The organism is Priestia megaterium NBRC 15308 = ATCC 14581, assembly GCF_000832985.1.
Taxonomy (GTDB): Bacteria; Bacillota; Bacilli; order Bacillales; family Bacillaceae_H; genus Priestia; species Priestia megaterium.
The window spans coordinates 1165415-1185015 of record NZ_CP009920.1 but is presented as its reverse complement, the minus strand read 5'-3'; the positions used below and the strand labels follow the sequence as shown (position 1 = coordinate 1185015).

Annotated in this window: 21 protein-coding genes and 1 riboswitch; of the genes, 18 read left to right on the top strand and 3 right to left on the bottom strand. The window is 37.9% G+C overall.

Going from position 1 to position 19601, the window contains the following annotated elements; all coding sequences use genetic code 11:
- Positions 1 to 17 precede the first annotated feature (17 nt).
- On the bottom strand, positions 18 to 1592 hold the full coding sequence (gene serA, locus BG04_RS06600) for a phosphoglycerate dehydrogenase (RefSeq protein ID WP_034649034.1): 1575 nt from the start codon (positions 1590 to 1592) through the stop codon (positions 18 to 20).
- Between the two features lie 298 nt (positions 1593 to 1890).
- Positions 1891 to 2033, top strand: a riboswitch (FMN riboswitch).
- A gap of 154 nt (positions 2034 to 2187) precedes the next feature.
- On the opposite strand from serA, the gene BG04_RS06595 reads away from it, so the two are divergent.
- Positions 2188 to 2763 carry an ECF transporter S component gene (locus tag BG04_RS06595; protein WP_013084915.1) on the top strand — a complete coding sequence of 192 codons (576 nt, stop codon included), beginning with the start codon at positions 2188 to 2190 and terminating at the stop codon, positions 2761 to 2763.
- 78 nt (positions 2764 to 2841) lie between these two features.
- Here the strand turns inward: BG04_RS06595 and BG04_RS06590 are convergent, their stop codons facing one another.
- The gene (locus tag BG04_RS06590; RefSeq protein WP_013059046.1) at positions 2842 to 3090 is read right to left on the bottom strand and encodes a ferredoxin; all 249 of its coding nucleotides are present in this window, start codon (positions 3088 to 3090) and stop codon (positions 2842 to 2844) included.
- Between the two features lie 257 nt (positions 3091 to 3347).
- Between BG04_RS06590 and BG04_RS06585 the strand changes: the two genes are divergently transcribed.
- From BG04_RS06585 to BG04_RS06540, 10 genes are all read left to right on the top strand, one after another.
- Positions 3348 to 4397: a YpbB family protein gene (locus BG04_RS06585; RefSeq protein WP_034649038.1), complete on the top strand. Its 1050-nt coding sequence runs from the start codon at positions 3348 to 3350 to the stop codon at positions 4395 to 4397.
- A 23-nt stretch (positions 4398 to 4420) separates the two neighbouring features.
- Positions 4421 to 5938, top strand: coding sequence for a RecQ family ATP-dependent DNA helicase (locus tag BG04_RS06580; RefSeq protein WP_034649041.1), 1518 nt, complete (start codon positions 4421 to 4423; stop codon positions 5936 to 5938).
- Complete coding sequence (locus tag BG04_RS06575; protein ID WP_034649042.1) at positions 5938 to 6543, top strand: CPBP family intramembrane glutamic endopeptidase; 606 nt, start codon at positions 5938 to 5940, stop codon at positions 6541 to 6543. The genes BG04_RS06580 and BG04_RS06575 overlap by 1 nt, the downstream gene beginning before the upstream one ends.
- Before the next feature lie 93 nt (positions 6544 to 6636).
- Positions 6637 to 7089 (top strand): DUF2663 family protein, encoded by a 453-nt coding sequence (locus tag BG04_RS06570; protein ID WP_034649044.1) that lies wholly within the window; start codon positions 6637 to 6639, stop codon positions 7087 to 7089.
- Between the two features lie 54 nt (positions 7090 to 7143).
- Positions 7144 to 7518, top strand: coding sequence for a hypothetical protein (locus BG04_RS06565; protein ID WP_013084909.1), 375 nt, complete (start codon positions 7144 to 7146; stop codon positions 7516 to 7518).
- A gap of 20 nt (positions 7519 to 7538) precedes the next feature.
- A complete protein-coding gene (locus BG04_RS06560; protein WP_016765485.1) occupies positions 7539 to 8306 on the top strand; it encodes a metallophosphoesterase in 768 nt (255 codons plus the stop codon).
- 107 nt (positions 8307 to 8413) lie between these two features.
- Entirely contained in the window at positions 8414 to 9325 is a 912-nt protein-coding gene (locus BG04_RS06555; protein WP_016765484.1) for a MerR family transcriptional regulator, read from the top strand.
- Positions 9326 to 9452: 127 nt separating this feature from the next.
- Positions 9453 to 10055 carry a genetic competence negative regulator gene (locus BG04_RS06550; RefSeq protein WP_013084906.1) on the top strand — a complete coding sequence of 201 codons (603 nt, stop codon included), beginning with the start codon at positions 9453 to 9455 and terminating at the stop codon, positions 10053 to 10055.
- Positions 10056 to 10412: 357 nt separating this feature from the next.
- Positions 10413 to 11678 (top strand): Glu/Leu/Phe/Val family dehydrogenase, encoded by a 1266-nt coding sequence (locus tag BG04_RS06545; RefSeq protein WP_370511584.1) that lies wholly within the window; start codon positions 10413 to 10415, stop codon positions 11676 to 11678.
- Between the two features lie 124 nt (positions 11679 to 11802).
- Entirely contained in the window at positions 11803 to 12774 is a 972-nt protein-coding gene (locus BG04_RS06540) for a YpdA family putative bacillithiol disulfide reductase (protein ID WP_034649048.1), read from the top strand.
- Positions 12775 to 12793: 19 nt separating this feature from the next.
- Here BG04_RS06540 and BG04_RS06535 read toward each other — a convergent pair whose 3' ends face one another.
- Positions 12794 to 13765, bottom strand: coding sequence for an asparaginase (locus tag BG04_RS06535; protein WP_034649050.1), 972 nt, complete (start codon positions 13763 to 13765; stop codon positions 12794 to 12796).
- Between the two features lie 198 nt (positions 13766 to 13963).
- On the opposite strand from BG04_RS06535, the gene prsW reads away from it, so the two are divergent.
- From prsW to BG04_RS06505, 7 genes are all read left to right on the top strand, one after another.
- A complete protein-coding gene (gene prsW, locus BG04_RS06530) occupies positions 13964 to 14614 on the top strand; it encodes a glutamic-type intramembrane protease PrsW (protein WP_034649053.1) in 651 nt (216 codons plus the stop codon).
- 145 nt (positions 14615 to 14759) lie between these two features.
- Complete coding sequence (gene sleB, locus BG04_RS06525) at positions 14760 to 15692, top strand: spore cortex-lytic enzyme (RefSeq protein WP_034649056.1); 933 nt, start codon at positions 14760 to 14762, stop codon at positions 15690 to 15692.
- A 17-nt stretch (positions 15693 to 15709) separates the two neighbouring features.
- Positions 15710 to 17059 (top strand): germination protein YpeB, encoded by a 1350-nt coding sequence (gene ypeB / locus BG04_RS06520; RefSeq protein ID WP_034649059.1) that lies wholly within the window; start codon positions 15710 to 15712, stop codon positions 17057 to 17059.
- 155 nt (positions 17060 to 17214) lie between these two features.
- Positions 17215 to 17880 carry a flagellar brake protein gene (locus BG04_RS06515; RefSeq protein ID WP_034649061.1) on the top strand — a complete coding sequence of 222 codons (666 nt, stop codon included), beginning with the start codon at positions 17215 to 17217 and terminating at the stop codon, positions 17878 to 17880.
- A 69-nt stretch (positions 17881 to 17949) separates the two neighbouring features.
- Positions 17950 to 18126, top strand: a complete 177-nt coding sequence (locus BG04_RS30540; protein ID WP_013059030.1) for a YpfB family protein — start codon at positions 17950 to 17952, stop codon at positions 18124 to 18126.
- A 162-nt stretch (positions 18127 to 18288) separates the two neighbouring features.
- Positions 18289 to 18963, top strand: coding sequence for a (d)CMP kinase (cmk, locus tag BG04_RS06510; RefSeq protein ID WP_034649064.1), 675 nt, complete (start codon positions 18289 to 18291; stop codon positions 18961 to 18963).
- On the top strand, positions 18960 to 19547 hold the full coding sequence (locus tag BG04_RS06505; protein ID WP_034649065.1) for a lysophospholipid acyltransferase family protein: 588 nt from the start codon (positions 18960 to 18962) through the stop codon (positions 19545 to 19547). Before cmk ends, BG04_RS06505 begins: the two co-directional genes overlap by 4 nt.
- Positions 19548 to 19601 lie beyond the last annotated feature (54 nt).

Genomic DNA, 19601 nt, shown 5'->3' with positions numbered 1-19601 from the left:
GGCTCTTTTTTTCAATGTCACAATTCAATACGCTGTATGGTCACAATTTCGTTTGTTTGTTTTAACGAAGCGATGACAGAATCATCTAAAAGTTTATCAAACGTAAGCATCATAATGGCTTCTCCGCCTTTTTGCTTACGGCCCACTTGCATGGTAGCAATGTTAATACGTAAATCTCCAAGTACTTTCCCTACATTTCCAATAACTCCAGGCTGATCACTATGACGGATATAAAGAAGATGTCCTTCCGGATAAAAATCAATATCAAACGAATCAATATTAACAATTCGAGGTCCATAGCCGGCTATATAGGTGCCCGTAATGGTAAATGTACGCTGTTCGCCTGTTACGGTAACGTCAATCATATTGGAATATCCTTGCGTATCTTCCGATGTTTTTTCACCAAATGTAATTCCTCGTTCTTTGGCAATCATAGAAGCATTGACTTCGTTAACAGGTGAGTCGATACGATGAGTTAAAAAGCCTGATAATAAGCTTCGTGTAATATAAGTGGTTTCCAAATCCGTCACTGTACCTCCGTAGGAGATAGAGATATGCTGAACAGGTTCTCGCATGCATTGAGATAAGATAGCTCCCATTTGTTTAGTAAGGCTCGTAAACGGCTGAATTTTTTCAAAAACTTCTTTAGAAAGCGTTGGTAAATTAATGGATGAGCTTACAGGATTACCTTCTAGAAAACGCAAAACGTCATGTGCCACGTCTTCAGCAACGTTAAGCTGGGCTTCTTTTGTAGAAGCTCCTAAATGGGGAGTTGTAATAACTTGATCAAAATGTAACAAAGGGTTATCAATCGGCGGCTCAACTTCAAATACGTCAATAGCTGCACCTTGAACATGGCCAATTTCTAAATAATGAACTAAGGCTTTTTCATCAATGATCCCGCCGCGTGCGCAGTTTAATAAAAACACACCCTTCTTTGTTTTGGCTAACGTGTCACGATTGAGCAATCCCTTTGTTTCTTTGGTAAGTGGAGTGTGCACGGTAATAACATCCGCTGCTGCTAGTAATTCATCCAGGGATAATAGTTCTACGCCTAGCTTTTCAGCTCGGGAAGAGGTTAAAAAAGGATCGTAAACGTGAACGCTCATATTGAAGGCTTTTGCGCGTTTGGCAAGCTCTGAGCCAATTCGTCCAAATCCGATAATGCCCAGGTGTTTGCGATTAAGCTCTGTTCCAACAAATGCTGAGCGGTTCCATTCGCGCGCTTTGACTGAAGCATTTCCTTGGGGGATATGCCGAAACAAGCTAGCCATCATAGCAAATGTATGTTCCGCCGTTGAAATGGTATTTCCGTTCGGAGCGTTAATAACGACAACCCCTCGTTTGGTTGAGGCTTCAATATCAATATTATCGACACCTACTCCAGCGCGAGCAACAATTTTTAAATTCGGCATTTTTGCCAGCAAATCCTCTGTAACCGTCGTAGCACTCCGTACTAAAAGCGCATCGTACGTATGCAAATCATTCTCAACTTCTTCAACTTTTTTTCGCGTAAGATTCACATGAGGAGCTTCAAGTAGTGGAGCAAGACCTTCATTGCTAATTGAATCAGCTACTAATACATTATACATGACGTGAACATCTCCCTTGGATTTTACTATCATCAAATATTTGATAATTTACCATGTTAAAAAAATTCTGTCAATTATATTTTTCAAACTTTACGATTAGTTATCAAATACACAATTATAAACGTAAAATTGAAACTATAAATATGTTATAATGCTGTTGGTTATGCACTTATTTCCTTATTTTACATATAAAACAGTAATGAAGTTTATAAAAGACATCAATTTAATAGGAATTAAAAAACTTCTTTATTTACTTTTAATTCGAGATAACATATAATAAATTCATAATTAAATATTGGTCTATCTTCGGGGCAGGGTGAAATTCCCGACCGGCGGTAAAAAACAAATTGTTTTGAGCCCGCGAGCTTATATGTAATACATACGAGCAGATTTGGTGAAATTCCAAAGCCGACAGTACAGTCTGGATGGGAGAAGGTGGAGGTTCAGCGTTCAAAACCTAATGTGATGAACGTTTATTAAATATGCCTGCCATGTCTCCTCTCAACGAATCATTTGTTGGGAGGTTTTTGCGTGGGGATATAAAGTTGAACCTTTCTTCTTTGAAGAGTGGATCACAAAGAAGGAGAGAGGCAAGATGCAACAAAGTAAGAAAACTCAAAAGCTGGTCATACTAGGAATGTTAAGTAGTATTGCTTATATTTTAATGATGATTAATTTTCCAATTCCTGGATTACCTCCGTTTTTAACAATTGATTTTAGCGAAATTCCTGCACTCGTAGCAGCACTTGTATTTGGACCGATGGCTGCTGTTATAGTAGAAGGAATAAAAAATTTATTGAATTATTTAATTCAAGGAAGTGCTACAGGGGTTCCAGTTGGTCAAGTGGCGAACTTTGTGGCTGGTTTACTGTTCGTTCTTCCTGTATCATACATGTTCAACCGATTTAAAACAGCTAAAGGTGTAACGATAGGTTTGGTTACGGGTACGGTGGTAATGACGGTACTCATGGCTGTCTTAAATTATTATGTCTTCTTACCAGCGTATACAATCTTCTTGCAATCGCCAGAAATGTCTAGTGAACAAGCACGTCAATATATCGTTGCAGGTATTTTGCCGTTTAACTTAATAAAAGGAGCAGCAACAGGGGTTATCTTTGTCTTATTGTTTTCAAAAATGAAGCAATGGATCACACGTCGCATTGCTGTTTAATTCAATCGCTCTCCCGGGGAGAGCGATTTTTATATATAAAAAAACCTGCAGCATGTACACTACAGGTTTGCTCCATACTTATTCGAATTTATTAGCATCGCCTTCGAATTTTTCATCCGCTACGCGAATTGAATCCGTAGGGCAGCCTTCCATTGCATCCATCATATCATCTTCTAGATCTTCTGGAATTTCTACTACACCTTGGTTATCATCTAATGTTACGAATGCAATACCTTCATCATCATAATCATAAATGTCTGGTGCTGCTGCTCCGCAAGCGCCGCATGCGATGCAAGTATCTTTATCAACAATTGTATATTTTGGCATAACAAGACCTCCTGTAAAGTGTTCGAAAATTTCTCATTATATAATCTCTTGGCGAATCAAGAGTGAAATTTCTCCTTATTCATTGTAAAATGATTTATAAAACTTTTCAATAGAAAAGTCACTGAGAATGCTTATCAAATCAAGGTTTCTTCACTTACCCAAACGTTTTGATACATAAAGGAAAGAGCTAAAAAGCCTTTATCTCACATGCTATTGGTCACTTTTGGTACAATGAATGAGAAAGGAAGTTGACACCTTTGAATTATATTCAAGTTAGCATTTTATTTTGTATAAAACAGTTAAAAGGTGAGCGAACCGCCTATGGTATTTATCATTTATTAACAGGTAAAAAGTCAGCTCAAACGATTCAAGACGGAAAAATTTTTGGAATTTCGTTTCTTTTTCAGTCATTTGTTTACTTAGATAAACGGTCTTTTGAAACCTGCGTTGCATATCTAAAAGAACAGCAGTATATTGAAGAAACTGAAAATCAAAAGTATGTGATGACAGATAAGGGACAAGCACGCCTTGAAGGTGAACTGACGGCTCGACCCTTTCATCCAGCTTTAGACGGATGGAAATTCGCAAGCAGTACTCAATTATTTTTAGCAAGAATCACTTTGTTCATTCAGACCTTATCAAACCTACAGTATTTTCAAAAAGGGTTTTTACCCATTTCCAAAAATGCCGAGGTCATTCAATGGGTCAAAACGTATATTATGTCTCAAAAGCAAACGCGTCAAGAGTTAGCCGCCGAGCTATTCGAAGAGCTCCGAATGTGTTTGAAAGGTTGCACGGAACGGGACGCGTCTCTTTTTGTTTTGCAGCTGACTGGATACCAAAGAGTAGGCTTTACAAAAAATCAGTTAGCATATCAATATGAACTCGATGAGCATTATGTTCATATTCAACTTTTAGGGGTTATTCACCATATCATTGAAAAAGTAAGTAAAAATAATGAAAGCTTTCATGTACTGTCTTCTTTTTTACGTGATCTATATTTAGAATTGCCTTTGACAAGCTCGACGTTAAAAACGTATAGCTGGCTTCAAAAAGGCAAGACGCTTGAAGAAATTGCTTATATAAGGCGTTTGAAAGAAAGTACAATTGAAGATCATATTGCAGAATTAGCTCTGTTTGTTCCATCTTTTTCAATCGATGCATACGTATCGCCTAAGCAGCAGGAAAAAATTATCTCAGCTTTTGAAGGTTTGCGTACAAATAAATTAAAGGTGATAAAAGAAGAAGTAAAAGACGACGTTACCTATTTTCAGATTCGTCTCGTATTAGCAAAACATTTTACCTGATACTAAAAAAAGTGGTGTTTGATGTGAAGATAGAACAACTTCTACAGAAACAATTCGGCTATAGCCAATTTCGAATAGGACAAAAAGAGATTATTCAAGATATTTTAACCGGTCATAATGTGTTAGCGGTTCTGCCTACAGGAACAGGAAAATCATTGTGCTATCAGCTCCCAGCTTATTTGTTGAACCGACCGGTGCTGATTGTATCTCCTTTAATTTCACTGATGGAAGATCAAGTTCAACAACTAAAGGCAAGCGGAGAAAAGCGAGTTATTGCCTTAAATAGTTTCCTACAACAAGAAGAAAAACAACGAGCGCTAAAAAATTTAGCTTTTTATCGTTTTATTTATGCATCTCCTGAAATTTTGCAAAATGCTGTTGTAGTAGAAGCATTAAAGCAGGCAAAGGTAGGCCTTTTCGTTGTGGACGAGGCGCATTGTATTTCTCAGTGGGGACATGATTTTCGTTTAGATTATCTACAGCTAGGAGATATATGGAAGGAACTTGGCAGTCCGCTATGTCTGGCACTAACGGGAACTGCGACTAGGGAAGTAGTGGAAGATATTAAGCGCTACTTATCGCTTCCTGCTGTCAACGAGCACATCTATTCCATGAATCGAAGTAATATTGCGATGGAAGTTGATTTTGTTGCAAGTATTGAAGAAAAAAAAGAGAAATTACTGATGTACGTTAGTGAACTGCAAGGTCCGGGAATTATCTATTGTTCCAGCCGATCTTGGACAGAAGCATTAACGCAGCTTCTAAAGGAAAATGGGATACAGCGAGTGCAGTATTACCATGGGGGAATGGAACCGAATGAAAGAATGCTTGTTCAACAGCAATTTTTAGAAAATCAGCTTGATATCATTTGCTGCACAAGTGCATTTGGAATGGGGGTTAACAAATCGAATGTTCGCTTTGTTATTCATTTTCATACACCTACGCAGTTAGAAGCATATGTACAGGAAATTGGAAGAAGTGGACGTGATCAGCGAAACAGTATTGCGATCTTGCTTTATGCTGAAGGAGACGATGATTTTGCTCATTCTTTACTTGAAATTGAGCTTCCTTCTTCAGATACCATCTTATACTGCTTGTCGTATTTACGAAACCATGATCAGGCCATTCCTTTAAAACAAGTAGAGTCTCACTTTCTTTATACAGTGGGTGTTCAAGAAACACATTGGCGATTTATTCGTTATTATTTGTACAAAGAAAATGTAGTGAAAAATGAATATGTCGAACCCTGGAAAATTCCTGCATCGCTGCATGAAACGATTGTTGCGGCTGTAAATAAACGTCTTCGAAACAAACATGACAAGTATCGTGCGATGAAGGGGTTTATTGAGACAAAAGAATGCCGTCGTCACGTGCTGCTTGGCTATTTCGATGAAACGGGAAAATCAGAGCTTGAGAATTGTTGCGATTGCTGCGGCTTGGATTTAGAAAACTATAAAAAAACAAATGGTGAGCAGGAGCAATGGACATTTCAAGGCTGGGAATTAGAATTAGCTCGTTTGCTTCGTCAAGGAGAGATATAATGGCAAAATCACAGCAAGAGCTTATTTCATCCATGACAGATGCAGAGCTAGTTAAAAATTTATATGTAACACAGCTGCTCATCTGCTTCATTGCTTTAGGCATCGGTTTTTTTACATTCGATTCGTGGAATTCCTTTTTGCAGTTTTTTCAGCTGGATTGGTCTTCTATTTTATTGTACGGGGGAGGAACGGCTCTCTTTGTAGTAGGAGGAGATATACTTCTAATGAAATGCGTACCTGAGCATTTATACGATGACGGAGGGATCAATGAACGTTTATTTGCTAATCGTTCTGTTCCTCATCTGATCCTTATTTGCATAATCGTTGCATGTTCAGAAGAAATATTATTTCGAGGGGTTATACAAGTTCAGTTTGGCCTCATTTGGGCGAGTATTGTATTTGCACTCGTTCACATTCGATATTTAAAAAAGTGGTTTCTTTTTATTTCGGTTGTGTTTTTAAGCTTTTTAATAGGGTTGCTTTTTTGGTGGACTGAAAATTTGTATGTTACGATTTTTACTCATTTTCTCATTGATTTTTTATTGGGCCTGCAGATACGAAAATCAAAAGGGGAATCTGCACAGCCAGAAGAATTAATTCAGTAAAGGTTAAGGAAACAGCCATTATTTTCAATACTCCCCACATAATCTTTTATGTTCCCTCATATGTTGTACTAGCATAAGAGGGGGGGTGGAATAATGGAAAACAAAGTGGTAGACTTTGAAAACGATGAAACACTTCAATATATATTAGCTAGCGTTATTAAAAGAAAAGAGACAGTCAATAAGCTGAAAGCTAAAGAGAAAAAATGGAAGCTTTTGTTTTTAGCCAGTGTAACGGCTGTTATTAGCTACTTTTTTTTCATATTTCAAAGCGGTTTTTTTAGGACGTTTAGCGAATTTTTTTCATTTTTGTTAGGCAACATGGGACATTTGATGTTTCTATTGCTTACCTTCTCACTTTACTTTTATACTGTACAGCTGCAGAAAAAAAGCGAGAAAGCAGAAAAGACTTTTCAAGATTTGCGCTGTGAGATTATTAAAAGAAGCAAAGAGCTATGGGCGACGCCTGAAACATGGGAGCACCGAAAAGAAACGTTCCGCTGGATGCAGTCAACCTATGGAATTAATTTATATCATGAAAACAAATAGAATCGCATGAAAAAGCCTCTTTTTACATAGAAGTTTAGTGAAGGGGGTTTTTTTGTGAGGGATTGGTTTAACTTGCTGGCTGCGTGGTTATGCAGTTATTATATCAGCAGTTTAACGGCTGTAGGCTCAAAAGCTTCGTTAACCTATTTACTTATTCAAATGATTTTACATCCGTTAGATGTGTTTAGTGTTATAATCTTGTTTTTTACGGCTCTTTTTTGTCTGTCGGCGGCAGTTCGTAAAGTGTTTCTGCAAAGTCGGTTGCTTCTAAAAGGCTATAAGGTAAAATGGCATGAATACCTTGTTTCATGTCTATGTGTGATAGGAATTTTATCGTTAAGTGCCATTGCACTTTATCAAGTAGTAGGTTTGTTAACAATTGCGATAATTTATGCCCTTTCTTCTTTAAAGGAAACACATCGGGTATAAAATGAAAAGAAGGAGAATATATGGTTATTCTTTTAATTGTTTTAGCGTTAGGCATAGGCTTGCTGATTTTTATGTTTTCAGAAGCCCATCGTACATATGTCGAAGAAAGAACGATTCATTTATCAAGATTTCCTAAAAATCAGCAGCCTTTGCGCCTGTTTTTTATATCGGATATACATAAGCGAACAGTTTCGTCGAAGCTGTTGGAAAAAATACCGGGCGAAGTAGATTTTGTGATCATAGGCGGTGATTTACTAGAAGGAGGAGTCCCTTTAGTGCGGGCTCGTCAAAATATTCAACAGCTTAAAACGCTAGGACCCGTCTATTTTGTGTGGGGAAATAATGATTACGAAGTAAGTCAGATGCAATTGAAGCAGATGCTTAAAGATGAAGGAGTTATTGCCCTTAAAAATGAGCATGTCTTTGCCGTTTCTAAATATGGTACTACATGCCACTTTGCGGGGGTAGATGATTTATCAGAAGGTCAGATGAATCTAAAGAGAGCTGTTTCTTCCATTGAACCTGAACAGCTTACCATTCTTCTAAGCCATAATCCTGATGTTATCTATTATGTAGATGAAGAATCAAAAGTAGATTTAATTTTGAGCGGGCATACACACGGGGGACAGATACGCTTATTTAATTTGGGTATGTATGAATTAGGAGGGCTGAAAGAAAAAAGAAAGATTCCTCTTTTTGTCAGTAACGGATATGGTACAACCTCTTTGCCTCTCCGTTTACAAGCTAGAGCCCAAACGCATTATATCACTTTAAAAAGGAAAGAATAGCCTTGAACAAACTCTTTACATAGCATATACAAATTTTACACACAGGATAACTTATCCTATAATTCAATTAATAGATACAGTTCACGAAGAGTAGTTGGAGGTTACGTATGGCTCACGAAGGGAAGTATAATATTAAAGCCATCTCAAATATGGTCGGAATCCAGCCGGGAACTTTGCGTGCATGGGAACGACGTTATCAAATTTTAAATCCTGTCCGCAACGATTCGGGGCATCGGTTATATACAGAGGAAGATTTGCGGAAATTAAAATGGCTCACGGAAAAAGTGAGCGGAGGTTTTACCATCAGTCAAGCGGTTTCGTTATTAGAAACGGAAAGCAGTACAGTAGGAACGTTTGAAGAAGAAGGAGAAGTAGATTCCCCTCAAAAAATTAGGGATGAGCTGTTAACGATGCTTTTATCTTTTGAAGAAGGAAAAGCACAGGATTTAATTAATCATGCTTTTAGCCTGTATTCGGTAGAAAAAGTGGTTATTGATATTTTGGGTTCTCTACTCGTGACGGTTGGAGATATGTGGGAAAAAGGGCAAATTACAAGTGCTCATGAGCATTATACGACTCAAGTATTAAAAACGCGTATCAGCATGATTTTTTATTCGCTGCCTTCAAATGGCTTATTACCTAAAGCGATTGCTGTATGCGGACCTAATGAGACACATGAAGTGGGACTCCTAGTCTTTACGCTATTTTTACGCCGTAAAGGGTTTGAAGTTATTTATTTAGGAAGCAGCATTGAAGATAAAGATGTCGAGTTAATTGTTAAAGAAGTAGACCCAACATTTTTATTTATGTCATGCACAATGTTGGAAAATGCCGAGAAAACACTAAACTTGACGAACCAAATGATAAAGAAATTCCCCCATCTTAAAGTAGGATTAGGCGGTTATGTGTTTGATGTTTTAGATAGCAAAAGAAAAGGCGAGGCCCAGCCGTTTATTTTAGGAAATACAAAAGAAGAGTGGAATAGCTGGCTAACAAAAAAATTAGCAGAAATTGATTGAGAATAGCTTGTCTTTCCTATCATAAACCTGTAAACTCGTAAGTAAACATCACGAACCGTTTTCCAAAAAATACATATACTGCATTATCGAACCATGTGGTTATGAGTGCAAGCGGGGAGGGACGCTAATGAGGCTTGAACGATTAAACTATAATAAGCTAAAAGTTTTTTTGACCTACGATGATTTAAAAGAAAGAGGGTTAACAAAAGAAGATCTATGGACAGATACATTCAAAGTAAAACAGCTTTTTCGTGAGATGATAGAGCAAGCTTCTCAAGAACTGAACTTTGAACCTACAAATTCTCTTTCGGTAGAAGTTTTTTCACTTCAAGCACAGGGAATGGTTGTATTTGTGACAAAGCAGTATGAAGAAGAAACCAGCTACGGTGAGTTCGATGAAGACGAGTTCGAAGACTTCATTGAAATGCAGGTCATGCTAGATGAAAGCGAAGACATGTTTTTTGAGTTTGATTCATTTGAAGATGTCATTCAGCTGACCAAACGCATGTCAAACTTTTACGATACGGATAGCGTGCTCTATTCATTTGAAAAACGTTTTTACGTGCTGTTGGATTATCACATGCTGTCACCGGCTGAAGTTGGGAATATGATTGCGGTTTTGGCGGAGTATGGAAATCCCTCTACAATTACAAAGCACCGCGTAAATGAATATGGAAAAATGTTAGTAGAAAAGAGAGCTTTGGAGTATATTAATTCTGTCTTTTCTTAATTGTTTAATTGAAATAATTACACCCGTGAAGGATAAAGCACTTTTATTAAAATAAGAGTGGCTGCACTTTCAGCTTGTACAAAGTTGTTGAAAGTGCTCTTTATCACCGGGTGTTTTTTATTTTTTTTAGACGATTAAAGCATACTAGAAAAGAGGCAGACTTAAAACATTGTAGCATACCTTGTAAAGTTATTGGAAGCGTTTTCTTAGGAGAACACAAAAAATACTAAAAGTTCGATATTTTCCTTTGCAATGTAAAACTAAGGGTGTATACTATGTCATGAAAGAAGCACCATTCAATTAAAAACGAATAATTTTCGATACATTTTAGGAGGTTTACAGATGGTAGCCGACAAGATGCAAGACAGTAAAAATAGTCAAGAAGAGAAGCATGATGTTTTAAAATCTACACAAACAGTGATACATAAAGCGTTAGAAAAACTAGGCTATCCTGATGAAGTGTATGAACTATTAAAAGAGCCATTACGAATGATGACAGTAAAAATTCCTGTTCGTATGGATGACGGATCAGTTAAGATTTTTACAGGTCACCGAGCGCAGCATAACGATGCAGTTGGTCCTACGAAAGGCGGAATTCGTTTTCACCCAAACGTAACTGAAAAAGAAGTAAAAGCTCTATCTATATGGATGAGTTTAAAATGTGGAATCGTTGACCTTCCTTACGGTGGAGGAAAAGGTGGAATTGTTTGTGATCCTCGAAATATGTCTTTTGGAGAATTAGAGCGTTTAAGCCGCGGATATGTTCGTGCGATTAGCCAAATTGTTGGACCAACAAAGGATATTCCAGCGCCGGATGTGTTTACAAATTCACAAATTATGGCTTGGATGATGGATGAATACAGCCGGATTGATGAATTTAACTCGCCTGGCTTTATTACTGGAAAGCCCCTTGTCTTAGGTGGTTCGCACGGCCGTGAAACAGCGACTGCAAAAGGAGTAACTATTTGTATTCATGAAGCAGCGAAAAAACGCGGCATTGAATTACAAGGTGCACGGGTAGTAGTACAAGGGTTTGGAAATGCAGGAAGCTTTTTAGCTAAGTTCATGCACGACGCTGGCGCTAAAATTGTAGGGATATCTGATGCATACGGAGCGCTGCACGATCCTAATGGTTTAGACATTGATTATTTATTGGATCGACGCGATAGCTTTGGTACAGTAACGAAATTATTCAATAATACCATCAGCAACAAAGAGCTGCTTGAACTTGACTGTGACATCCTAGTTCCAGCTGCGATTGAAAATCAAATTACAGAAGAAAATGCCCATAACATTCAAGCGAGTATTGTGGTAGAAGCAGCAAATGGACCAACAACTCTTGAAGCAACGCGCATCTTGTCAGAGAGAGGGATTTTATTAGTTCCAGACGTTTTGGCAAGTGCGGGCGGTGTAACAGTTTCTTATTTTGAATGGGTGCAAAATAACCAAGGTTATTATTGGACGGAAGAAGAAGTAGAAGAAAAGCTTGAAAAAGTAATGGTTAAATCATTTAATAACATCTACGAAACTTCTACAACTCGAAAAGTCGACATGCGCCTAGCTGCTTATATGATAGGCGTAAGAAAAATGGCGGAAGGCTCTCGTTTCAGAGGCTGGATTTAAAAACAGAACAGCAGAACAATTGCGTAAATAGAAAAAATCTCCTATCATTAATGAGGAGATTTTTTTGTTTTACACTGCGTTAAAATAAAAAAAAGGTGCGTTTACAACTGAAGGAGTGACAGGCATGAAGAAAGAAAAAGTAATTATTGTTGGCGGAGGACCATGCGGGCTTTCAGCAGCTATTGAGCTTCAACATACAGGTATTGATGCCCTTGTAATTGAAAAAGGGAATATTGTGAATGCAATTTATAACTATCCGACCCACCAAACGTTTTTTAGTTCAAGTGAAAAACTGGAAATAGGGGATGTCCCTTTTATTACCGAAAATCGCAAGCCTGTGCGCAACCAAGCTCTTGCTTACTACCGAGAAGTGGTGAAGCGCAAGCAAGTTCGAATTCAGCCGTTTGAACGTGTCTTGCAAGTAGACAAACAAGCGGAAAACCAAATTATTGTCACAACATCTAAAGAGACATATGAAGCGGAGAATGTCATTATAGCTACGGGCTATTACGATCATCCTAATTATATGAATGTTCCTGGTGAAGATTTATCAAAGGTATTTCATTATTTCAAAGAAGCGCATCCTTACTTTGATAAAGATGTAGTCGTTATAGGCGGAAAAAACTCTAGCGTTGATGCAGCTCTGGAATTGGTGAAGTGTGATGCAAGGGTGACGGTTATTTATCGTGGCTCAGATTACTCCCCGAGCGTAAAACCTTGGATATTGCCTGAATTCGAAGCGCTGGTTCGAAATGGAACGATTGGGATGCATTTTAATGCTCATGTAACAAAGATAACGGATGACACGGTAACATATGAGCAGGAAGGGAAAGAGTCTACAATTAGTAACGATTTCGTTTTTGCCATGACTGGCTATCACCCTGATCACTCGTTTTTAACAAAAATGGGTGTGGAATTAGATGATGAAACAGGTCGCCCTTCTTTTAACGAAGAGACGATGGAAACAAACGTGGAAGGAATTTATATCGCTGGTGTGATTGCTGCAGGAAATAATGCTAATGAGATTTTTATTGAAAATGGACGTTTTCATGGGAAATCAATCGCTTCTCATATTCTCAACAAAAACAACGCATAGGCTTCTATGCGTTGTTTTACTAATGATTAAACAGCTGCTGCAATTCATCGTGATTCCTCGTTACTTGGAGAGCAACTAACAGCTTAATGCGTGCTTTAGGACCATTTAAGCCATTTGAAAAAATAACGCCCATCTCTTTTAACTGCTTGCCACCGCCTTCATATCCATATACATCTTGAGCAATTCCATTAAAACAGCGAGAAACGAGCACGATGGGTATCTTTCGCTTCAAAAGCAACTGAATCCCCGGAAGTGTAAGGGGAGGTAGATTTCCTTGACCGAGAGCTTCAATTACAAGTCCATCAACATCCATTGACGCCACTGCTTGAAATAAATGGTCGTCCATTCCTGCATAAGCTTTTAATAAAGTGATTTGTTTATCTATCTGATTAACAGGATAAAATTCATGTTCTGTAGGCATGTGGTGAAAAGATACGCCGCGTTTTGTGATTAATCCTATTGGCCCGTACTGAGGGCTTTGAAATGTCGCCACGTTGCTTGTGTGGGTCTTGGTCACATTCTCAGCGGTATGAATTTCATCGTTCATCACAACTAAGACACCTTTTCCTTTTGCACCGTCACTAATAGCCACCCGAACCGCGGATATAAAATTATAAGGACCGTCTGAACCAATTTCATTGCTTGATCTCATGGCTCCAGTTAAGACAATTGGAATATCTGTATGCACTGTTAAATCTAAAAAATAAGCAGTTTCTTCCAGCGTGTCCGTTCCGTGGGTTAACACGACTGCATCAATTTTGCCTTCATCAATTTTATCGCGTATTTTTTTTGAAAGTATAAGCATTTCCTTAGGAGTAATGTGAGGAGAAGGCAGATGGAATGCTTCTTCTACGATTACATTGGCCATACCTGAAACAGATGATGTTGAGCGGTGAAGCGGGTTTTGAATATCTGGTGTTACCGATCCAGTTGCCATGTCTTCTTTCATAGAAATTGTGCCGCCGGTGTGAAGAATATAAACAGTTTTCATAGAGAGCTCCTTTCAATTTTCCATATAAGTATGATACATTTTTTGGTATACTTGTTTAAGGTCTTTGTTAGGCTTTGTAAATCGACAGCAAGTTATGTGAGCATTTACATATAAAGATAAGGACATTATAGACGGAGATTTTCATCCTAAAGATAACATGTTACTATTAAAAAAAATAGAGGAGATGAGGCGCTATTTATGTTGGCGATTGTATCTGCAGGCATTGCGCCAGGATTGGCATTGTTAAGTTTTTTTTATTTGAAAGATGAATATGAAACTGAGCCTATTTCAATGGTATTAAAAACATTTATTTTTGGAGCAATGCTTGTTTTGCCAATTATGTTTATACAATATGTATTTGGTGAAGAGCACGTTTTTCAATCACCTTTTCTTGAAGCATTTTTCACGACAAGCTTTTTAGAAGAATTTTTCAAATGGTTCATTTTATATTTCACGATTTATCAGCACGTGGAATTTGATGAGCATTATGATGGAATTGTTTACGGGGCAGCTGTTTCATTAGGTTTTGCTACCGTTGAAAATATTTTATATTTATTTGCAAATGGTTTAGAATCAGCGTTAGGAAGAGCCTTTTTACCCGTATCTAGTCATGCTTTATTCGGTGTCATTATGGGATATTATTTAGGGAAAGCAAAGTTTTCTGAAGGAAAGGAAAAAACGAAGTGGACGCTGTACTCCGTATTTGTGCCGCTCATTTTACACGGAACATATGATTATATTTTAAAAACAATGGATCATTGGGTATTTATTATTATTCCATTTATGATTTATTTATGGTGGCTGGCGTTAAGAAAAGTAAAAAAGGCCAAACAGCCATCGATTGTCTAGGCTCAGCTTGTAAATCTTTTTTGAGAGATTTACGAGCTGAGTTTTTTCATTTCGGTAAATTTTGCGCATCTTGTATAAAAAAACAACCTTTACAAAAAATACTCCTATCATCTTATCAGTTACATACGATGTAGGAGGTTTTGTCATGTTATCATTTCGATGTTTTAAAAAGTATGCATGTCTCATATGCATATGTTCATTTATTGCAGCGTCCGTTGTGAGCCCAAAGGCCGCTCACGCGTTTTCAAATCAAGTCATTCAACACGGAGCAGTTGGAGATGACGTTATTGAGCTGCAGTCGAGACTTCAGTATTTAGGTTATTATAACGGGAAAATTGACGGTGTATTTGGATGGAGCACATACTGGGCACTGCGCAATTTTCAATATGAATTTGGCATTAAAAAGATTGACGGTTTAGCAGGCTGGCAAACAAAGATTAAATTAGCCAACGCAACAAAATATCACGAAAACTATGTGAAAAATCAAATTAGAAAAGGAAATAAGTTTACGCACTATGGCGGTAAGCCTCTTGATCAGCAGTCTAAAGGAAGCAGTAGCAGTGGAAAAAGCAGCGGGAACAATGGTCAGCAAAAATCACAAAGCGGATCTTCTCAAGCAAAAAAACCTGCCAGTCAGCCGCAGCGTAATACGTCTAACGGAAGTTCTGAACAACAGAAAGAAAAAGCACAAAAGCCAACAGCGGTGAATGTACCGAGCGGGTTTTCACAAAATGATATTCAGCTCATGGCAAATGCCGTTCATGGTGAAGCACGGGGTGAACCATATAATGGCCAAGTAGCCGTAGCAGCCGTTATTTTAAACCGAGTTAACAGTCCGGCATTTCCAAACACAGTCGCGGGAGTTATTTTTGAACCGCGTGCATTTACTGCCGTAGCAGATGGGCAAATTTGGCTTGAACCCAACCCAACATCTAAAAAAGCGGTTATGGATGCTATTAACGGATGGGATCCTACTGGGAATGCTATCTATTACTTTAATCCGGATACAGCAACAAGCGCGTGGATTTGGTCACGTCCTCAAATTAAGCAAATCGGGAAACACATTTTCTGTCGATAAAGAGAGGTGAAGGAAACATGATTCGAACAATTTTAATTGTATTGTTAGCTATTGGTGTTGTAGGTGTAGGGTATTGGGGGTACAGCGAACATCAAGAAAAAGATGCTGTGCTGCTTCAAGCGGAGAATACGTATCAACGAGCATTTCATGATTTGTCATATCAGCTAGATTTATTAAATGATAAAATCGGTGGCACGCTCGCCATGAGTTCGAGAGATCAGCTTTCGCCCGCGCTTGCAGAAGTATGGCGTTTAACTTCTGAAGCTCATAACAATGTAGGGCAGCTGCCTTTATCGCTTTTGCCGTTCAATAAAACAGAAGAGTTTCTTTCAGATGTTGGGGATTTTACGTACAAAGTGGCGGTAAGGGATCTAAGCAAATCACCCTTAACAGATAAAGAGTATAAAACGTTAAATTCGCTTTATGATCAGTCAGGAGAAATTCAAAATGAAATGCGCCAAGTACAGCATCTAGTCATTGATAATAACTTGCGCTGGATGGATGTTGAGCTAGCCCTAGCTACAAAAGAAAAGCAAGGGGACAATACGATTATTGACGGATTAAAAACCGTTGAAAAAAGTATGGATTCTTTTGCCGAAACAGATTTGGGCGTTATGAATGCAACGAATGAGCAGGAAAAAAATGCTTTTCATCAATTAAAAGGCAGAGAAGTTAGTGAAGATGTTGCAAAACAAGTGGCGCGTTCGTTTTTGGATTTAAAAGGAAATGAACAAATTCATATTGTAAAGAGCGGAAAAGATGCCGATTATGAGGTGTACAGCTTAACCATTACAGATCCAAAGACTAAACAAGAAACGTATATGGATATTACACAAAAAGGCGGATATCCGCTTTGGGTGCTCGAAGATCGAGATATTAAAAAACAAAATATTAGTTTAAACGATGCTATGAACAAAGCGACTAAGTTTTTAAAAGATCATCGTTTTGAAAGCCTAGTAATGGCTGAAAGCGCTCAATATGATAACATGGGAGTCTTTACATTCGTAGAGCAAACGGAAAGTGGAGTTCGGATTTATCCGGATTCAGTTAAAATGAAAATGTCTTTAGAAGATGGATCTGTGATTGGTTTCTCAGCTAAAGACTTCTTATTAAAACATCGTACAAGAGATATTCCAAAACCTAAAATTTCGAAAGAACAGGCAAAAACCAAGCTGAATTCGAATGTAAAAGTGATGGAAGACCGCTTGGCAATTATTACGAATGATTTAAACGAAGAAGTGCTATGCTATGAGTTTTTAGGGACAATAAAAAATGATACGTATCGTATTTTCATCAATGCCGATACGGGTTTTGAAGAAAAAGTCGAAAAACTGCAAAACTCAGAACCTTTATATAATGAAGTGTAAAGTTGATAAAAACCGGTGTCTATAGACACCGGTTTTTTGTTTTTTTAATATTTTATTGAGTCTAAATGACTAATTTGTATTTACAAAATAAACATATTTAACTATGTTTAAATAAAGGGAAAAAGTGTATATAGTGGAACTGAAGGAGAGAGAAGATGATAAAAGCGGGAATGAGGCTGACGTTAGAGAGCGGGCACAGAGAGTCTACATTACAACAAACATATCGATGTAAAGTAGTTGAGTTTACGGAAGACGTGATTTATATTAGCTATCCGCTAAATGAAGAAACGCAGCGAAGTGCTTTTTTACTAAAAGGTACAAAATTGCTTGCTACGTTTATTGGATATGATCAAAATGTATATACTTTTCCAACTGAAGTAACAGGGCGTGAAATAAAAGGCATGCCTGTTGTGAAGCTCTTTTACCCGGGCGATAAAAAGTTAAAATCTATCCAAAGAAGAAATTTTTTCCGTGTGCCGCTTACAGTGAAGGCGGTGATAGAAAGTGAGCAAGAACAGCAGGATGTAATGGAAATCATGACTAAAAACATCAGTGCAGGTGGAATAGCCGGCTCCTTCCATCACTCGCTGCTTTTTAATGAGAAAGATTCGGTTGTTGTACGATTAAGTCTTCCTAATCGTGAGGGAGCTTTGCAGCATCTTGAATTAAAAGGGGAAGTTGTACGAATTACCGCCCCGACTTCTTGTAAAGTAGGTCAGCTATCTATTAAATTTATGGACATGGAAAAACAAACGAAAGAAATGATGATTCGTTATACCTTAAAGCGTCAGCTCGACCTAAGAAGAAAAGGTCTTCTTTAGCGTATAAAAAAAACTTCTCTTTCCTAAACTGTAAGCAAAGGTATTACTTCTTACAAAAGGAGAAAAAAGGTGAATCGAATAGAACGAATTTTAATTAAATTAGTGGTTATTCAATTTGTGTTTTTAATAATTGCTCAATGTATTTTACTATCTAGCAGTCACAGTACATATTTCTCAAAGGTTATTCAGTATGAGGGAGTTAGCAAAAATAATTTTAATAAAATTATTGAAACATTCGACCAGTAGTCGGACGTATGGTAGAATAACTAGGAAAGAAACATGCAGTGAACACCAGGCAGGAGAAGACCCCCTGCTCTTTTTTTCGTTTATAAACGCTTCATATAAAATGGCTCATTGTATAAAAGATGAAAGTGGTTTGTTCCTGTTTTGAAATTAAGGGAGGCACTTATGGAAAAACAAATTTCAATCGCGATTGACGGTCCTGCAGCTGCTGGGAAAAGTACAGTGGCAAAGATTATAGCAGAAACCTTATCATATATTTATGTTGATACAGGAGCGATGTATCGTGCTCTAACGTATCAAGCGCAGAAAAACCAGGTAGATTTGCAAAATGAAGAAGAGCTATTGCATTTACTTAACGAAACAGTCATCGATTTAAAGCCGTCTGAATCTGGACAGGTAGTCATCTTAAATGGGCAGAATGTTACAAGTGAAATTCGTTCCGCAGAAGTAACTAACTCTGTATCCCTCGTAGCGAAACATCGTGCAGTTCGTGAAGAGATGGTAGCGAGACAGCAGGGCCTTGCTAAAGATGGAGGCGTTGTAATGGACGGACGTGATATCGGTACACACGTGCTTCCTCACGCAGAAGTTAAAATCTTTTTATTAGCGTCTGTGGATGAAAGAGCACAGCGACGCCATGACGAAAACATAAAAAAAGGTTTTGAATCAAATTTAGAGCGTTTAAAAGAAGAAATTGCCCGCAGAGATAAGCTGGATTCTGAGCGCGAAGTAGCACCTCTTAAAAAAGCTGAAGACGCAATTGAAATCGATACAACTTCCTTATCGATTGAAGGAGTTGTAGAAAAAATACTTTCTATTACAAAAGAAAGGATTGGATGATTTTGAGCTTTTATATGTTTGCACGTGCCATTGTAAAAGGCATTTTAACACCAGTTTATCGTTATGAAGTAATCGGTGCAGAAAATATCCCTTCAGAAGGCGGAGTTTTACTTTGTTCAAATCATATTGACAACTTAGATCCGCCTACTGTAGGTGTGACATGTCCAAGACCTATTTCGTTTATGGCAAAAGCAGAGCTGTTTAAAGCACCTTTTCTGAAGACGGTTCTGCCAAAGTTAGAAACATTCCCTGTAAAGCGCGGGATGGCAGATCGTGAAGCTTTGCGCCAAGGGTTAAAGATTTTAAAAGAAGGAAAAGTGCTTGGATTATTTCCCGAAGGAACAAGAAGTAAAGATGGGGAATTAGGCAAAGGGATGGCTGGAGTAGGCTTTTTTGCTTTGCGTTCAAAAGCAGCTGTTGTGCCTTGCGCTGTTATTGGTCCATACAAGCGTTTTGCAAGGTTAAAAGTAGTGTACGGACCGCCAATTCAGATGGATGAGCTTCGCGAACGAAAAGCATCAGCCGACGAAGTGACCGAAGTTATTATGAAAAGCATTGGTGAATTAATTGAAAAATATCAATAGTTTGTAACCTTATGACTTGACAAAAGATTCTATTTATTAGAAGTTAATAACAAA